Annotated in this window: 13 protein-coding genes and 1 riboswitch; of the genes, 6 read left to right on the top strand and 7 right to left on the bottom strand. The window is 41.3% G+C overall.

Features of this window, described 5'->3' with window-relative positions:
• Positions 1-12 precede the first annotated feature (12 nt).
• Entirely contained in the window at positions 13-1,782 is a 1,770-nt protein-coding gene (ycaO, locus tag ACNAV8_RS01300; RefSeq protein WP_103855919.1) for a 30S ribosomal protein S12 methylthiotransferase accessory factor YcaO, read from the bottom strand.
• Positions 1,783-1,906: 124 nt separating this feature from the next.
• Positions 1,907-2,638: a class I SAM-dependent methyltransferase gene (locus ACNAV8_RS01295; RefSeq protein WP_103855918.1), complete on the bottom strand. Its 732-nt coding sequence runs from the start codon at positions 2,636-2,638 to the stop codon at positions 1,907-1,909.
• Between the two features lie 17 nt (positions 2,639-2,655).
• On the opposite strand from ACNAV8_RS01295, the gene gloB reads away from it, so the two are divergent.
• Positions 2,656-3,357 carry a hydroxyacylglutathione hydrolase gene (gene gloB / locus ACNAV8_RS01290; RefSeq protein ID WP_103855917.1) on the top strand — a complete coding sequence of 234 codons (702 nt, stop codon included), beginning with the start codon at positions 2,656-2,658 and terminating at the stop codon, positions 3,355-3,357.
• A gap of 147 nt (positions 3,358-3,504) precedes the next feature.
• Positions 3,505-4,809, top strand: a complete 1,305-nt coding sequence (gene hemA, locus ACNAV8_RS01285) for a glutamyl-tRNA reductase (RefSeq protein WP_103855916.1) — start codon at positions 3,505-3,507, stop codon at positions 4,807-4,809.
• Positions 4,810-4,858: 49 nt separating this feature from the next.
• Here the strand turns inward: hemA and ACNAV8_RS01280 are convergent, their stop codons facing one another.
• The gene (locus tag ACNAV8_RS01280) at positions 4,859-5,371 is read right to left on the bottom strand and encodes a PepSY-associated TM helix domain-containing protein (RefSeq protein WP_103852951.1); all 513 of its coding nucleotides are present in this window, start codon (positions 5,369-5,371) and stop codon (positions 4,859-4,861) included.
• Between the two features lie 147 nt (positions 5,372-5,518).
• Here ACNAV8_RS01280 and ACNAV8_RS01275 point away from each other — a divergent pair, with 147 nt between their 5' ends.
• Positions 5,519-7,633 (top strand): TonB-dependent receptor, encoded by a 2,115-nt coding sequence (locus ACNAV8_RS01275; protein WP_103855915.1) that lies wholly within the window; start codon positions 5,519-5,521, stop codon positions 7,631-7,633.
• A 40-nt stretch (positions 7,634-7,673) separates the two neighbouring features.
• Here the strand turns inward: ACNAV8_RS01275 and purU are convergent, their stop codons facing one another.
• Together purU and ACNAV8_RS01265 are read right to left on the bottom strand one after the other, a co-directional pair.
• Positions 7,674-8,510 carry a formyltetrahydrofolate deformylase gene (purU, locus tag ACNAV8_RS01270; protein ID WP_103855914.1) on the bottom strand — a complete coding sequence of 279 codons (837 nt, stop codon included), beginning with the start codon at positions 8,508-8,510 and terminating at the stop codon, positions 7,674-7,676.
• Positions 8,511-8,586: 76 nt separating this feature from the next.
• The gene (locus ACNAV8_RS01265; protein WP_126372261.1) at positions 8,587-8,991 is read right to left on the bottom strand and encodes an H-NS family histone-like protein; all 405 of its coding nucleotides are present in this window, start codon (positions 8,989-8,991) and stop codon (positions 8,587-8,589) included.
• A 276-nt stretch (positions 8,992-9,267) separates the two neighbouring features.
• Positions 9,268-9,443, top strand: a riboswitch (Lysine riboswitch).
• 96 nt (positions 9,444-9,539) lie between these two features.
• Between ACNAV8_RS01265 and ACNAV8_RS01260 the strand changes: the two genes are divergently transcribed.
• From ACNAV8_RS01260 to ilvN, 3 genes are all read left to right on the top strand, one after another.
• Positions 9,540-11,063: a Na+/H+ antiporter NhaC family protein gene (locus tag ACNAV8_RS01260; RefSeq protein ID WP_415777066.1), complete on the top strand. Its 1,524-nt coding sequence runs from the start codon at positions 9,540-9,542 to the stop codon at positions 11,061-11,063.
• Between the two features lie 268 nt (positions 11,064-11,331).
• Complete coding sequence (locus ACNAV8_RS01255; RefSeq protein ID WP_415777065.1) at positions 11,332-13,050, top strand: acetolactate synthase 3 large subunit; 1,719 nt, start codon at positions 11,332-11,334, stop codon at positions 13,048-13,050.
• Positions 13,050-13,541, top strand: coding sequence for an acetolactate synthase small subunit (ilvN, locus tag ACNAV8_RS01250; RefSeq protein WP_017805703.1), 492 nt, complete (start codon positions 13,050-13,052; stop codon positions 13,539-13,541). The genes ACNAV8_RS01255 and ilvN overlap by 1 nt, the downstream gene beginning before the upstream one ends.
• Before the next feature lie 78 nt (positions 13,542-13,619).
• Here the strand turns inward: ilvN and ACNAV8_RS01245 are convergent, their stop codons facing one another.
• Positions 13,620-14,570: a lactate/malate family dehydrogenase gene (locus tag ACNAV8_RS01245; protein ID WP_194751709.1), complete on the bottom strand. Its 951-nt coding sequence runs from the start codon at positions 14,568-14,570 to the stop codon at positions 13,620-13,622.
• 101 nt (positions 14,571-14,671) lie between these two features.
• Positions 14,672-15,553, bottom strand: a complete 882-nt coding sequence (locus ACNAV8_RS01240) for a LysR family transcriptional regulator (RefSeq protein WP_415777064.1) — start codon at positions 15,551-15,553, stop codon at positions 14,672-14,674.
• Positions 15,554-15,651: the final 98 nt, after the last annotated feature.

Below are 15,651 nucleotides of genomic sequence, written 5' to 3'. Positions count from 1 at the left end.
ACAAAATAGGGTTTAATTCTCTGCTTTCCAATAGTCTGCTTTGGCTTTTTGCAATTTATGATAGGCGTTGAGTAATTTTTGATGTGCGTGGAATTGTTGTAAATGCTCATCATCAGCCAATAAATCATAGAACGGATTGCCACCTTGAATGGCATTCCAAGCAAATTCCACCGCACTTTTGCCATACATTTTCTCAAATACCGCACGATATTGAGCGGGATCGCGGTTTTCATCTAGGAATAATTCTAGGCTGTTTACTAAACAGCGGTAATAATTCGCACGCTCTGGGGGAAACACGGATTGATTCATATTTAGCGTCCAGTTTGCCCAATCTAAGGCATTTTCTAAATCTTGTGTAGCAAGATAGAGCATTGCTTTGAGTTCACCAATGCGTAGGGTTGTCCAGCCCGATTTTGGTGGTGGCACGATACCAATAAATTCGCGTACACGAGAGGCATCATCAATGCCTTGTTCGTCAAGCTCATCAAGCAATTCTTGATAAGTGTCTTGATCGTGATGGAAGTGTGGTAAATCAAGCAAAATTTCACGCCAATCCATTCCCATATTGTTATTGGCGTAAATTAAATCGTCCGCAGGGTAAATATCCGACATTCCCGGCACAATAATGCGGCAAGCGTAAACGCCGAGATGTTGATAATCCATAATATAGACTTCCTGATTGAGCGCTTGGAAAATCGCCATCAGATTTTGATATTCTTGCTCCGTTGTGCCAGAAAAATCCCAGTCCACAAAAGGATAATCGCTCTCTTGTTTGAATAAATCCCAAGAAATTAAACCGCTTGAATCAATAAAGTGCGTTTCCAAATTGGCGTGTTCTGCTACATCATCATTGTTGAAAGAAGGTGGTGTGAACACATCAAGATCTTTCAAGCTACGCCCTTGTAATAATTCGGTTACCGTGCGTTCCAAGGCCACGCCAAAATTAGGGTGCGCACCGAAAGAGGCAAAGCAAGTGCCATTTTGTGGATTGAGCAACACCACACAGATTACAGGATATTTTCCCCCTAAGGACGCATCATAAGCGAGAATTGGGAAGCCTTCTTGCTCAAGGGTTGCAATGGCTTCTTGCACCGTAGGGTAGCGATCCATTACATCTTGCGGAATAAGTGGCAAGCTGATGGCATCTGCAATAATTTTATTTTTGACATAACGCTCAAACACTTCTGAAAGCCCTTGCACACGTGCTTCAAACAAGCTGTTGCCTGCGGACATTCCATTGGAAACATAAAGATTAGCGATAATGCTTTGTGGAATATATACCGTTTGGTTATCCGATTGACGCACATAAGGCATTGCCACAATGCCACGTTCTGCATTGCCCGATTGGAGATCGATCAATAAATCTGGCGTCAATTCGCCATTGGGATCATAATAAGCCAATAAATGCTCATCTAAAATGCCTTCGGGCAGCTCGGTTTCATCTTCAATTTCAAACCATTTTTCATTGGGATAATGCACAAAAGGTGCATTGGCAAGTGCTTGCCCAAGGTAATAGTCGGCAAAGAAATAGTTGGTGGAAAGGCGTTCAAAATATTCCCCTAAAGCAGAAGCCAGCGCCGCTTTTTTACTCGCCCCTTTACCGTTAGTGAAGCATTGCGGGCAATCTTTATCACGAATATGCACAGACCAAACATTCGGCACGGGATTGAGCCACGAGGCTTCTTCAATATCAAAGCCAAGTGCGGTCAATTTTTGCTGAAATTTTGCAATGCTGTCTTCAAGGGCGGCATCTTTGCCGGGAATAAAGGTTTGTTCGGTCATTTCGTGTTCTCCGTCATTTCGTATTATTCGTTATCTAAGAGGCGAATCATATTGAGCCGTGCATAATAGGCAAGTTTCGCCTGTTCAGCAAGGGGAAATCCTGTTAAAAAGCAAAACCAGCTTGTTATTTCAATGAGTTGTTTTTGATGAGCCTTTCCGCTTTGGCGGCTTGGCGAAAAGCATTGGCAGGGTTGAGAACAGGGGAAAAGGGCGATGTTTGGGGATTTAAGGTCATTGGCAACGTGCGTTTTTGGGCCACAATGATCATCATTTCGCCAAAATAATGGGGGTTTCCTTGCAAGGATAAGCATTGCTGATCAAGCAGATCGAAATTGAGCAGGCTCAGCCAATCCACAATCCGACTGGCAAAATAAGGGTGAAACGGCAATTTATTTTTGCCAAAAGGCAAATGTTGTTTAAGGGAAAATAGGCTGAGCGGATTAAATAAGGAAAGAAATAAGATTCCATCTTGATTGAGCGTGCGCGTAGTTTCGCGTAACACTTGGTGCGGATCAGCGGTGAAATGCAAGCCGTGCGCAAGCAAGCAGGCAGAGAAACATTCATCAATAAAAGGTAGCGCCGTGGCTTGAGCTTGCACTAAATCGATGTGTGGGCATTGTGAAAGTGCGGTCAAATTTTGCGGAATTTTTTCGCTCACAATAATTTGTTGATCGCAAGGATAATACGCCACTTCGCCACTTAACGCGCCCAATTTGAGGCAATAATCTCCCGAAATTTGTGCAAAGTGTTTTGTTAAATATTGCTGAATTAGGCTACAATAGCGCTCACCTTGTGGCACCTGTTGCCAGCTTAGCGGTGTTTCTATTTGCGCATTGTTTAGAATATTCCACTTCATTTTTAATAAGGATCAATATGTTAGTACCCATTCCTGCCCTTGATGATAACTATATTTGGCTGTATGCACGAGAAAATTTACCTGTAATTGTGATCGACATCTCAGAAAGCGCGCCTTTGCTTGCTTATTTACAGCAACATCAGCTTGAAGTGGAAGCGGTGCTGCTTACCCATAAGCATCAAGATCACGTTGGCGGCTTGGCAGAATTTAAACAGCATTATCCCAATGTCCCTGTGTTTGGCCCACAAGAAACCGCAGACTTGGGCGCAACGCAAATCATTAATGAAGGGGAAATTCACACCACGCATTATCAAATCCAAGTGCTGTCCTCGGGCGGCCACACGGAAAATCACGTGAGTTTTGTGGTGGACGGTCATTTATTCTGTGGCGATACCTTATTTTCAGGCGGTTGCGGACGCGTGTTTACAGGGGATTACGCACAAATGTTTGATTCGCTCCAACGGCTCAAAGCCTTGCCTGATAGCACCATTGTTTGCCCGGCGCACGAATATACTTTAAGTAATTTACAGTTTGCCGAGAACCTGTTAGGCTCGTCTGACTTTCTAACCGATTATACGAGAAAAATTGCAACATTACGCCAACAGAATCAACCGAGTTTGCCCACTACCTTAGCATTAGAAAAACGGATTAATCCTTTTTTACAGGCGGAAAATTTAACCCAATTTACCCAATGGCGAAAATTAAAAGATCAGGGTTAAATTAAACAAAAGTGTTGCTTTTTGCTAGGAAAGGGCAATCCGATTTGCTCAAGGGTAAATAATTGCTTAGAATGAGCAAGTTTTTATTTTCTTTCTTTTTATTTTGTGGGGGCTTGACCGAAAGTGCGGTCAAATTTCAATTAATTTATGACAATTCTTGTTTTAGGCATTAACCATAAAACTGCTTCTGTGGCATTGCGTGAAAAAGTGGCGTTTTCTGATGAGAAACGTCAGCAGGCGTTGCAACAAATCGAGCAAGCTGCTTTGGCAGACAGTGCTGTGATTTTGTCCACCTGCAATCGCACGGAAGTGTATTTTCATAATAAAGCCATTTCCCCACAAGATGATGCTCAATGGCAACGCCAATGTATTGATTGGCTGAGCGAAATTCATCAGATCGATAAAGAAGAACTCAACCACAGCCTTTATGTCAAACAAAATCAGTTCGCCACCCAACATTTAATGCGTGTCGCGTGCGGATTGGATTCCCTTGTATTGGGTGAACCACAAATTTTAGGGCAAGTGAAGCAAGCCTATCAGCTGAGTGAAGATTATTATCAGCAACATCAAGGGGCGATTTCTGGCCAGCTTTCTCGCTTATTCCAAAAAACCTTTTCCACGGCAAAGCGTGTGCGCACGGAAACCAGTATCGGTGAAAATGCCGTGTCGGTGGCCTATACCGCCTGCACGCTCGCCCGTCAGATTTTTGATAGTTTACGTCAGCTGAATATTTTACTTGTCGGTGCGGGCGAAACCATTGAATTGGTGGCACGCCATTTATTACGCCACGGCGTGAAAAGTTTAACCATTGCCAACCGAACCCTTGCTCGCGCTGAACAGTTAGTAGAAAAACTGGGATCAGCACAGAAAATTCGTGTGGTAGGGCTAGATGATCTTCAAGCAGGCTTAGATCAGGCCGATATTGTGATCAGCTCAACAGGCAGCCCAAACACCCTAATCAGTCAAGCAATGGTGCAGCAAGCACAGAAAAAGCGTTGCTATAATCCAATGCTAATTGTCGATATTGCCGTGCCACGTGATGTAGAAGAAAGCGCAGGCGAAGTGGAAAGCGTTTATCATTACACTGTTGATGATTTGCAGAATATCATTCAGCGCAATCTCACCCAGCGCGAACAGGCTTCCGCCGAAGCAGAACAGATTATTGACGAAGAAAACCAAGCCTTTTTTGAATGGCTCAAGGTGCATCAATTTTCTAATTTAATTCGCCGTTATCGTGAGGAAGCGGAGCAAACCCGCCAAGAAATGCTAGAAAAAGCCTTGAGTGCCTTACAGCAAGGTGAAAGTGCGGAGCAAATTTTGCAAGAATTAAGCTACAAACTAATGAATAAATTGATTCACACCCCAACCCAAGCAATGCAAGCCATGGTGAAATCAGGCAACGCACAAGGCTTGCAAGCATTTTCGCAAGAAATTCAAACCAAACCAGAATAAGGCGAAAAAATCGCCTTATTTTGCACCGCACTTTATTTTTTCGCCTCCCCTAATCCGTCAAAATCACAACCATAGCCATTACTGCACCGGTCAGGATAAACCATAGGCTACGTTTTAGCATTTTCTTTGAGCCTGGGATAAGCCATAGGGAGCTTATGCAGAAAAAGAGCAGAGAAATGCCGAAAAGGGTAGTGAGCCAAGAATAGGGATATTGCGAATTGCCTAAGTGTAGGCGATTTAGTTCAGCGAGCCAGCCTGGGTATTCCATTGCGTGATATTTTACTTCCCCCGTTTTGCTGTGATATTCCCCTTGCTTAAAATAAAGCACGTCATCTTTTTTCTCGCTGATCAATAAATTTTTTATGCGTAATTTCTGCCCAAGCTGTTGTTCAGTGAGTTGGGGGGAAATGTTTTTTTCGATATAGACTGAACGTTTGAAAATGTTGGTATCTCGATAAATCAACACGATGCCAGTCAGGGCATAAATCGACATAATGACTAATAATAAAAATCCGAAATAGCGGTGCAAAATCCGCATCCATTTTGCTGTTGTTTTGCTCATTTGTATGTTGGTTGGAGGTTAAAAATGCGGTGATTATATAGAAATTTTATCCATTATGTAAATGAAAATAATTATTATTTGTTGAATTAATAATTATTATCAATAGAATAGGTGGCTGTTGTTCAATAGATAAGGAGTTCTAACTTTATGAAACTAGCTTGCCCTCTAAATTTTCCTTTAAAAACGACCGCACTTTTAGTTATAAGTGTTTGTTCTAGCAAGGTGTTATATGCGGAGGAAATTTCTTCATCAACAGAGTATATGGCCGTGTTACCAACGATTGATGTTGTTACCACACAGGAAACCGCCAACACAAAGGGCTATGTGGGGTATGAAGAAGCACAGGCAACACGCAATCTTCTTACGATCAAAGAAATGCCGCAGACTGTTGATGTGATTAACATTCAGAAAAATAAAAATTATGGAACCAATGATTTGAGTTCTATTTTAGAGGGAAATGCGGGGATTGATGCCACCTATGATATGCGTGGTGAAAATATTTACTTGCGTGGTTTTCAGGCTGATGCGAGTGATATTTATCGTGATGGGATTCGTGAGAGTGGTCAAGTTCGCCGTAGCACCGCGAATATTGAACGGGTTGAGATTTTAAAAGGCCCATCGTCAATTTTATACGGACGCAGTAATGGTGGTGGTGTGATTAATATGGTCAGTAAATTTGCTAATTTTACAACCAGCAGAAATATTGGCGTAACCTATGGTTCTTGGAATAGCCGCAGTGTAAACTTAGATGTGAACCAAAAAATTAACGAAAATGTTGCAGTGCGTTTAACTAGTGAGCTTTCTGCAGCAGAGGCTTATCGCTATGGGGTTAGAAATAAGGGGAGAATGTTTTCGCCAAGCATTAGCCTACAAAGTGATGATGGGCGACTACAATGGATTGGGCAATATACCTACGATTATCAATGGCGTATTCCAGATCGCAATCCAGCTAAATCTGTTTATGATGAAATGGGAATAGGCTATCGAAATAGTTTTTTCCGTGATGGAGACTATGTCGATGATAAATTGCAAGTTTGGCGTTCGGATCTCAAATATTTTATAAATGATTTATGGATGGTCAATTGGCAGCTGGCTTATCGCCAAGCAGATCAGGATTTTGATCATTATTTTGCAGGAACTTATTCTGCAACGGATAAAACGTTAAAGCAAAGCTATGCGTGGCAAAAAACACGAAATAAAACGTTCACCAATAATATTACCTTTAATGGCGAATTTGACACAGCTCGCTTTAAGCATAAAGTAACCATTGGGCTGGATTATAGTCAGGAAGAACGCCACCCTATTTTGGCTGTTTTGCGTAATCAAGAAATTGATCCTTTTCTCAACCGACATCAATGGCCAGCTCGTCAGCACCCAAATGCGACGGTAAATAATCGCCATAAAGCGTATAGTACAGGTATTTTTGTACAGGATTTAATTTCATTAACCGATAACGTAAAAGTGCTATTAGGCGGGCGTTACGATTTTTATCGTTTTAACTCCACAAATATTAAGCAAGAATGCCGTGATACAAAAGGGCATTCCTTCAGCCCAAATGTGGGCGTTGTGTGGGAAGTTACACCAGAACATACGCTTTACGCCTCCTTTAACCGTAGTTTCTCACCTTATGGAGGGCGTGGCTATTTAGGGATTAGCACCGATCAAAAAGACGTGTTTAATGCCTCACCCGAATATAATCAACAATATGAAGTGGGCATTAAGAGCGATTGGTTTGACAAAACCTTAAGTACTACCTTATCTGCTTATCAATTAGAACGCCGTAATATTCGTTATCGTCCTAATAAAGATATTCTTGATGTTTGGGCGGTGCGTGGAAAAGATCAATCCAAAGGTGTGGAATTAAGCCTATTAGGGCAGCTCGCACCGAAATGGTATATCCGTTCTTCAGTAGGCTGGATGGTTGCAAAAATTAAGGAAGATAAACAAAATCCGCAAAATAACAACCGCACTTTAAATAATACGGGAAATTTCACGAGTAACCTGTTTGTGCGTTATGTGCCAACAGAAAAACTCTATTTAGAAACAGGAGTAACCCATTTAGGAAAACGTTATTATTTCAATAACAATAAACAAACCATTCTGCCAAGTTTTACGCGTGTTGATGCGATGGTGGGATATAACTTGAACCCTGTGAATATCACCTTGGCGGTATCAAATTTATTGAATAAAGCTTATTGGCGTTCCGATTCAATGCCGGGTAATCCGCGTTCCTTTAATTTACGTTTAACTTATACCTTTTAATTAATCAAATAAATGCGGTGTTTTAAGCACCGCATTATTTTTAGAGAATAATTGTTTTATTTTTATAAACAAAGATCCGATCTTGTAGCGCGAGATCTAAGGCTTTGGTGAGAACGGTTTTTTCCACATCACGCCCTGCACGCATCATTGCATCAGCACTGTATGTGTGATCCACATTAATTACGTTTTGCATAATAATTGGGCCTTGATCTAATTCATTATTAATGAAATGCGCAGTTGCACCAATAATTTTTACCCCACGTTCATAAGCCTGATGATAAGGTCTTGCGCCAATAAACGCAGGCAAGAAAGAGTGGTGGATATTAATTACTCGATTTGGATAACGGGCAACAAATTCAGGGTTTAACACACGCATATATTTCGCTAACACAATATAATCTGGCGCATATTGATCGATTTTTTCCGCTAATAATTTATCGTGTTCAACGCGGGTTAATCCTTCGTGGCTAATACAATGAAACGGAATGTCAAAACGTTCCACTAAATTTCTTAGGGTATCGTGATTTCCAATAACGGCAGCGATTTCAACATCTAAACCACCGTAATAATTTTTCATTAAAATATCACCAAGGCAATGGGCTTCTTTGGTGACTAAAATAACAATGCGTTTTCTTTTTGTGCTAATTAATTGGCAATTTGTTCCTGCTGGTAGGCTAAATGTTAAATCAGCAAGCAAGGTTTCATCATTGAAAATCCCTTCCAATTCCGTTCGCATAAAGAAATGTTTTGTTTCAAAATCGACAAACTCATTGTTATGAATAATGTTGAGTTGGTGTTTATAACAAATATTGGTTATTTTTGAGATGAGTCCTTTATCATCAGGACAATCAGTTAGAAGAATTTTATTTTCTCGCATAATTTTGTGTGTGGTAAGGTTTTTTGAGATGAAAAAAAAAGTAAAGCCAAGGGGCTTTACTTTTTATCGTAAGAAATTAAATTTCAAAATCAGATAATGATTTACCTGCATTTAATGCACGTTGAATTGGAAGCGGGGTTCTGCCTTGACCAGTCCAGGTTTTTACGTTGCCATTGTCATCAGTGAATTGATATTTCGCTGGACGAGCAGGGCGTTTTTGACGTGGTGCTTTTGGTGCTGCAGTTTGCTCTGAAATTAAATCTTCAGGTGTAATTCCTTTTTCTTTTAAGAAATTATGCACTTCAGCAAGGGATTTTAATCTTTCTGCTTCTTGTTGTGCAGCTTGTGCCACTTCTTCACGTTTTTCTTCAAGTACAGTTTTTACTTTTTCTAAGATTTCTTCTAAATGTTCTACATCTAGATTTTTTGCTACAGCGCGTAAACTACGAATATTTCTTAATGATCTTAATAAATCACTCATTTTAAATCTCCCAAAGTATGATATTAAATTAATAAGGACGTAGCTATAATAACGAAAATATTATTCAAGGTAAATAGCAAATGTTATTTAATGTTTCATTCTTTTTATTTCCTTTATAAAAGTGCGGTGTTATTTTGCCAAGTTTTTTACATAAATTTCATTTTCGTATAACGCAATCCTTTGCGTGCAGTGAGATGATGTTTAGATAAAAAGTTATCGCTTTTTTATGGATAATGCTTGCATTTTTCCTTGCTTATTGTAATCTTTGCGAGATCCTACTTATGTAGAGGAGCGACTATTATAAGTATTTTTTCTGAGTGGATAACGATGAGGAAAAAGGAAAGGAATAGTTGCCGAAATCAATTAAAAGTCGTTTTAATTGGTTGGGAGCGTTTTCGAAAGAAACGTTACTGTCATAGTCTTTTTAACAACTATGGAGCGCTACTGGTTAGGTTGGGTAATTTTGCCTGCCTTTTTATTTTAAATTTTCACCCTTCTTTAAAATAGTAAACTTCAGTGGTTCTCCCTTATTCTTAGGTAGAACAATAATGGAACTCTTAGATTATTCCACATCAATTTGGTCGGTTGTCCCGCCCCTGTTAGCCTTATTATTGGCAATTTTTACCCGTAAAGTCATTTTATCGTTAAGTATTGGTATTGTGATTGGCTCATTAATGTTGGCAGATTTCAATATTGCCAACACAGCGATTTATTTAAAGAATACCGTGCAATCTTTGGTATATGGTGATGACGGTTGGAACTTTGATACCATCAACATCATTTTATTCTTATTATTATTGGGAATTTTGACCGCACTTTTAACGGTATCAGGTAGCAATCGTGCCTTTGCGGAATGGGCGCAAAAGCGTATTAAAAATCGCCGTGGCGCGAAATTAATGGCGGCTTCTTTGGTCTTTGTTACTTTTATTGATGATTATTTCCACAGCCTTGCGGTGGGGGCGATTGCCCGTCCTGTTACAGATAAATTTAAAGTTTCTCGTGCAAAATTAGCCTATATTTTGGATTCCACCGCCGCGCCAATGTGTGTGATTATGCCTGTTTCAAGTTGGGGCGCGTACATTATCACCTTAATTTCAGGCTTGCTTGCTACTTATGCCATTACGGATTACACCCCAATTGGGGCATTTATGGCGATGAGTGCGATGAATTTCTACGCGATTTTCTCTATTTTAATGGTGTTCTTCGTGGCCTATTTCTCTTTCGATATTGGCTCAATGGCAAGACACGAAAAACTTGCTCTTGAAAGAGCAGAAGAAGATAAAGATGAGCAAAACGGCGTGAAAGGCCACGTTCGCAACTTGATTTTACCTATTGTTACCTTAATTGGTGCAACGGTATTTATGATGTTGCACACAGGTAATGAAGCTCTCGCTGCAGATGGCAAGCCTTTCTCTGTATTAGGCGCATTTGAAAACACTACGGTAGGGATTTCTTTAGTGGTGGGTGGCTGTGCTTCAATCGTTGTGGCAACCCTTTGTATTTTGATTGATCGTCAAGTGAGTTTTGCAGAATACGCCAAATCTTGGATCGTTGGCGTGAAATCAATGCTTGGTGCGATTTTGATTTTATTCTTCGCTTGGACAATTAACAATGTTGTGGGCGATATGAAAACAGGAACGTATTTATCTAGCCTTGTTTCTGGTAATTTACCTGTGGCAGTGTTGCCTGCGTTATTATTCGTATTAGGCGCAGTAATGGCGTTCTCAACAGGAACAAGCTGGGGAACATTCGGCATTATGTTGCCAATTGCTGCAGCCATTGCCGCCAATGCCGCGCCAGAATTAATGTTGCCTTGTCTTTCAGCCGTAATGGCAGGGGCGGTATGTGGCGACCACTGTTCACCAGTTTCCGATACCACCATTTTGTCTTCCACTGGGGCGAAATGTAACCATATGGATCACGTTACCACCCAGTTACCTTATGCCTTAACCTTAGCCGCTGCAACCATTGTGGGCTATCTTGTGGTCGGTTACACCGCATCAGGCGTGTTTGGCTTTATTGCTACAGCAATCACCTTGATTGCACTCATTTTCTTATTTAAAAGACGATAAAATGTGATCTAGATCACAAAATCAGAAATAAAATTTTATTTCGTCTATTTTATAAAATGCGGCAGATTGTCGCATTTTTTTATTTTAAGCTGAATTTTATTTTATAAAATATCGAATTTGCAAAATTTTTAGAAATTTATTCTGAAAAATCACCACTCTTTTCACTCAAATCTTGCTAGACAAGCCATTCTCAATCCGTTACAAATAATCATCGTTAATGAAAAAACAGAAGTGCGGTGCAAATTCCGCAAATTTTTGCGAGGTAACAATGAAAAAATTATCAGGTGCGGAAATGGTTGTGCAATCCTTGCGTGATCAGGGCGTAAAATTTGTATTTGGCTACCCCGGTGGCTCGGTGTTGGATATTTATGATGCTATCCACACATTAGGCGGCATTGAGCATATTTTGGTTCGCCACGAGCAAGCCGCCGTGCATATGGCAGACGGCTATGCACGTTCCACAGGGGAAGTGGGCTGTGTGTTAGTTACATCGGGCCCCGGGGCAACCAATGCCATTACAGGGATTGCCACTGCGTATATGGATTCTGTACCTTTGGTGGTGATTTCTGGACAAGTAATGTCTGGCTTGATCGGTAGTGATGCGTTCCAAGAATGCGATATGGTGGGGATCTCTCGCCCTGTGGTGAAACACAGCTTTTTGGTAAAACGGGCAGAAGATTTGCCTGAAGTGATCAAAAAGGCGTTTTATATTGCCTCCACAGGTCGTCCGGGGCCGGTGGTGATTGATTTGCCGAAAGATGTGCTAAACCCGGCTAATAAATATACTTATACCTATCCGCAAGAAATCAGCTTGCGTTCTTATAACCCGACAGTGCAAGGGCATAAAGGGCAGATCAAAAAAGCCTTGAAAGCCTTATTGGTGGCGAAAAAGCCCGTGCTTTTCCTTGGCGGTGGTGCGATCACAGCAAATTGTAGCGAGCAAATTAGCCAATTTGCCAAGCAGTTAAATTTGCCGGTTACTGCGTCTTTAATGGGATTAGGTGCATTTCCAAGCACGGATAAACAGTTCTTAGGAATGTTAGGAATGCACGGCACATACGAAGCGAATAACGCAATGCACCACAGTGATTTAATCTTCGCCATTGGCGTGCGTTTTGATGATCGCACCACCAATAATTTGGAAAAATATTGCCCGAATGCCAAAGTGGTGCATATTGATATTGACCCAACGTCCATTTCTAAAAATGTACCAGCAGCGATCCCGATTGTGGGCAGTGCAGAAAATGTGTTAAACGAAATGCTAGCTTTATTAGAAGAAGATAACTTAGCTAAATCCCAAGCGGATCTGAGCGATTGGTGGAAACAAATTGATGAATGGAAAGCGGTGAAATGCTTGGATTTTGATCGCAATAGTGGCGTGATTAAACCACAGCAGGTGATTGAAACTGTCTATCGTCTAACCAAGGGCAAAGCCTATGTGGCATCAGATGTAGGGCAGCACCAAATGTTCGCTGCCTTGCATTATCCTTTTGATGCGCCACGTCATTGGATCAACTCAGGCGGGCTTGGCACAATGGGCTTTGGCTTGCCAGCGGCATTAGGCGTGAAATTGGCTCACCCAGAGGCAACGGTGGTGTGCGTAACGGGGGACGGCAGCATTCAAATGAATATTCAAGAGCTGTCCACGGCGCAACAATATGGCATTCCTGTGGTGATTATTAGCCTAAACAATCGCTTTTTAGGAATGGTAAAACAATGGCAAGATTTGATTTATTCGGGGCGTCATTCGCAATCTTATATGAACTCACTGCCAGATTTCGTCAAGCTGGCGGAATCTTACGGACACGTTGGCATTCAGATTGATCGTCCTGAAGAATTGGAAGAAAAATTGGCGCAAGCCTTTGCCATTAAAGACAAACTTGTTTTTGTGGATATTAAAGTTGATGAAACGGAACACGTTTACCCAATGCAAGTGCGTGGTGGCGCAATGAACGAAATGATTTTAACTAAACCGGAGAAAGCCTAATGCGTAGAATTTTATCAGTGTTATTAGAAAATGAATCAGGGGCGTTATCCCGCGTGGTGGGCTTATTTTCTCAGCGTGCTTTTAATATTGAAAGCCTAACTGTTGCGCCCACCGATGATCCCACGCTTTCGCGTATGACCATTGAGGCTTACGGTGATGAGCAAGTGCTAGAGCAAATTGAAAAGCAACTGCATAAATTGGTAGATGTGTTCAAAGTGATCAGCCTAAGCGATTGTGAACACGTTGAGCGTGAAGTGATGTTGGTGAAAGTGCGTGCGCAAGGCAGTTCCCGTGATGAGTTAAAACGCTTGGCGGAAATTTTCCGTGGACAAATCGTGGACGTTACCACCAAATCCTACACCATTCAATTAGTGGGAACGAAAGACAAACTTGATGCTTTTGTGAAAGCATTAAAAGAAGAAAGTTCGCTGATTGAAATTGTCCGTTCAGGTTTAATCAGCCTTTCGCGTGGCGAGAAAAATTGTTTGTAGGAATAGAGTAGAAAAGCAGTAAAAAATAAAGTGCGGTGGTTTTTTCCGCACTTTTTAATCAATATTATTTATCCATTATTAACAATTCAACCCTGTGCTTTCAGCCACTTGCTCAACTACTTGGCGTAGGGCTTTGGCGCATTGGTGAAGTTGCTCTAACTCATCAGCGGGTAGTTTGTATTTCAAAATGCGTTCTACGCCTTTGCTGCTGATGATCATTGGCACGTTCACCACCACATCGTTTAAGCCGTATTCGCCATTGAGCATTGTGCCAACGGGCAAGACAGAATATTCATTAATGCTAATGGCGCGAATAATGCGGAACACGCTCGCCGCAATGGCATGGTTGGTGTTGAGTTTTAAGCTGAATACTTCCAAACCAATGGCTTTGGTGGCTTTGAGTAGCTCTTGCGGATCGAGCATTGGTACATCGTTTTGTTGGCAAAAATCATCGATTTTTTGCCCTGCGATATTTACGATACTCCAAGGAATAAAACTATTGGCGCCGTGTTCGCCCATCACATAACCGAACACGTTTTTCGGATCGATTTTTACTTTATCGGCAATAATTTTCATCATTCGCGCCGTATCCACCACACAACCTGCACTAATCACACGGTGCGCAGGGAAGTTCGTATTACGAATAATAAAATGGGTGAGAATATCACAAGGGTTGGTGACCACAATGATAATCGCATTGGGTGTATAACGTTCTAATTGACGGGCAATCTCCACGGTGATTTTCGCATTGATATGACCGATTTCTAAGCGATCTTGCCCCACTTTAATTTGTGCGCCAGCGGTGATCACCACCACATCGCTATCACGAGTATCTTCATATTCACCGGAAATAATTTTGGTGTTTTTGGCGAAGGTTAATGCGCTGGTATGGCTGAAATCTAACTGTTCGCCACGGGTGCGCTCTTTGTTGAGATCCACCAAGACTACTTCTTGGCATTCGCCCATTGTCAGAAGATAATTACAAATGCCCACGCCCACCGCGCCTGCACCGATAATGGATACTTTCATTGTGTTTTCCTGTATTTGTTATAAGTTAAGTTGTTTTCAAAAGGGCGTTAATCTTACTTTATCTGTTTCCCTTGCTCAACGCCTGAATAGAAAGTGCGGTGTTATTTTTGCGAATTTTTTGCTATTTCGCTTAAAAAATTAACAAATGTTCGCACCGTTGGCGCAAGCCCGCGATTTTTATAATAAATGGCATATAAAGGCACGCTTTCCACTTGCCAATCGGGTAATAATTTTTGCCAATGAGGTTGAATTAAGCCTGAAAGCTCAGGCAACAGGGCAATGCCATAGCTATCTTCAACAAGTTGCGCCAATACTGAAGCATCATTGGTTTGTAAGGCTTTTTTCCCTTGAATTAATTCCCGTTGATTGCCCTGCTTGAAAAGCCAATTTTTGCCATCACTTTTATGTAGCAAGCGGTGGTTTTTTAGTTCTTTTGGGGTGAGTGGCGAGCCATTTTCCTTTAAATAATGAGGTGAAGCGTAAACCCCAGAATCAATATCTAATAAATGCTTAGCAACCACGTCATCAAGATCAAGTTCACCAATACGCAAGGCAATATCCACGCCTTCTTGCAATAAATTCGCGCGGCGGTTTTCCATTGTAATATTTAGCTCAACATCAGGGTGTTGCTGTAAATAGTACGATAAATGTGGTGTGAGCCAATAACGCAAAATTTCACTAGAAATGGAAAGACGTAGCAACCCACGAGGCGTGGCTAAGCAATCTGCCACAGAATTCACCGCACTTTCTGCCGCTTCCACCGCAATTAAAGCGTGTTGATAAAAATGTTCACCCAGATCATTTAAACGTACCCCATTACGATTGCGATCGAGCAGTTTGCTGCCCAGTTGATTTTCTAATTCGGTTAAACGGCGGCTTAAGCGAGATTTCGGCACGTTTAGTTGTTCCGCCGCGTGGGTGAGGCTACCAGATTGGATCACGGTAACAAAAAAGCGCATATCATTGAGATCGATTTGTTGCATAAATAGAACCTTGTGTTTCAAAATTGACTATTGTTCACTATATGGAACAAGTATAAACTACGCCACAAGAAATAAGCAAACAGTTTAGGAGAAAGAAA

The organism is Avibacterium endocarditidis (genome assembly GCF_965138825.1).
Classification (GTDB): Bacteria; Pseudomonadota; Gammaproteobacteria; order Enterobacterales; family Pasteurellaceae; genus Avibacterium; species Avibacterium endocarditidis.
The sequence above is the reverse complement of the archived record's forward strand: the minus strand, read 5'-3'. Positions and strand labels throughout refer to the sequence as shown.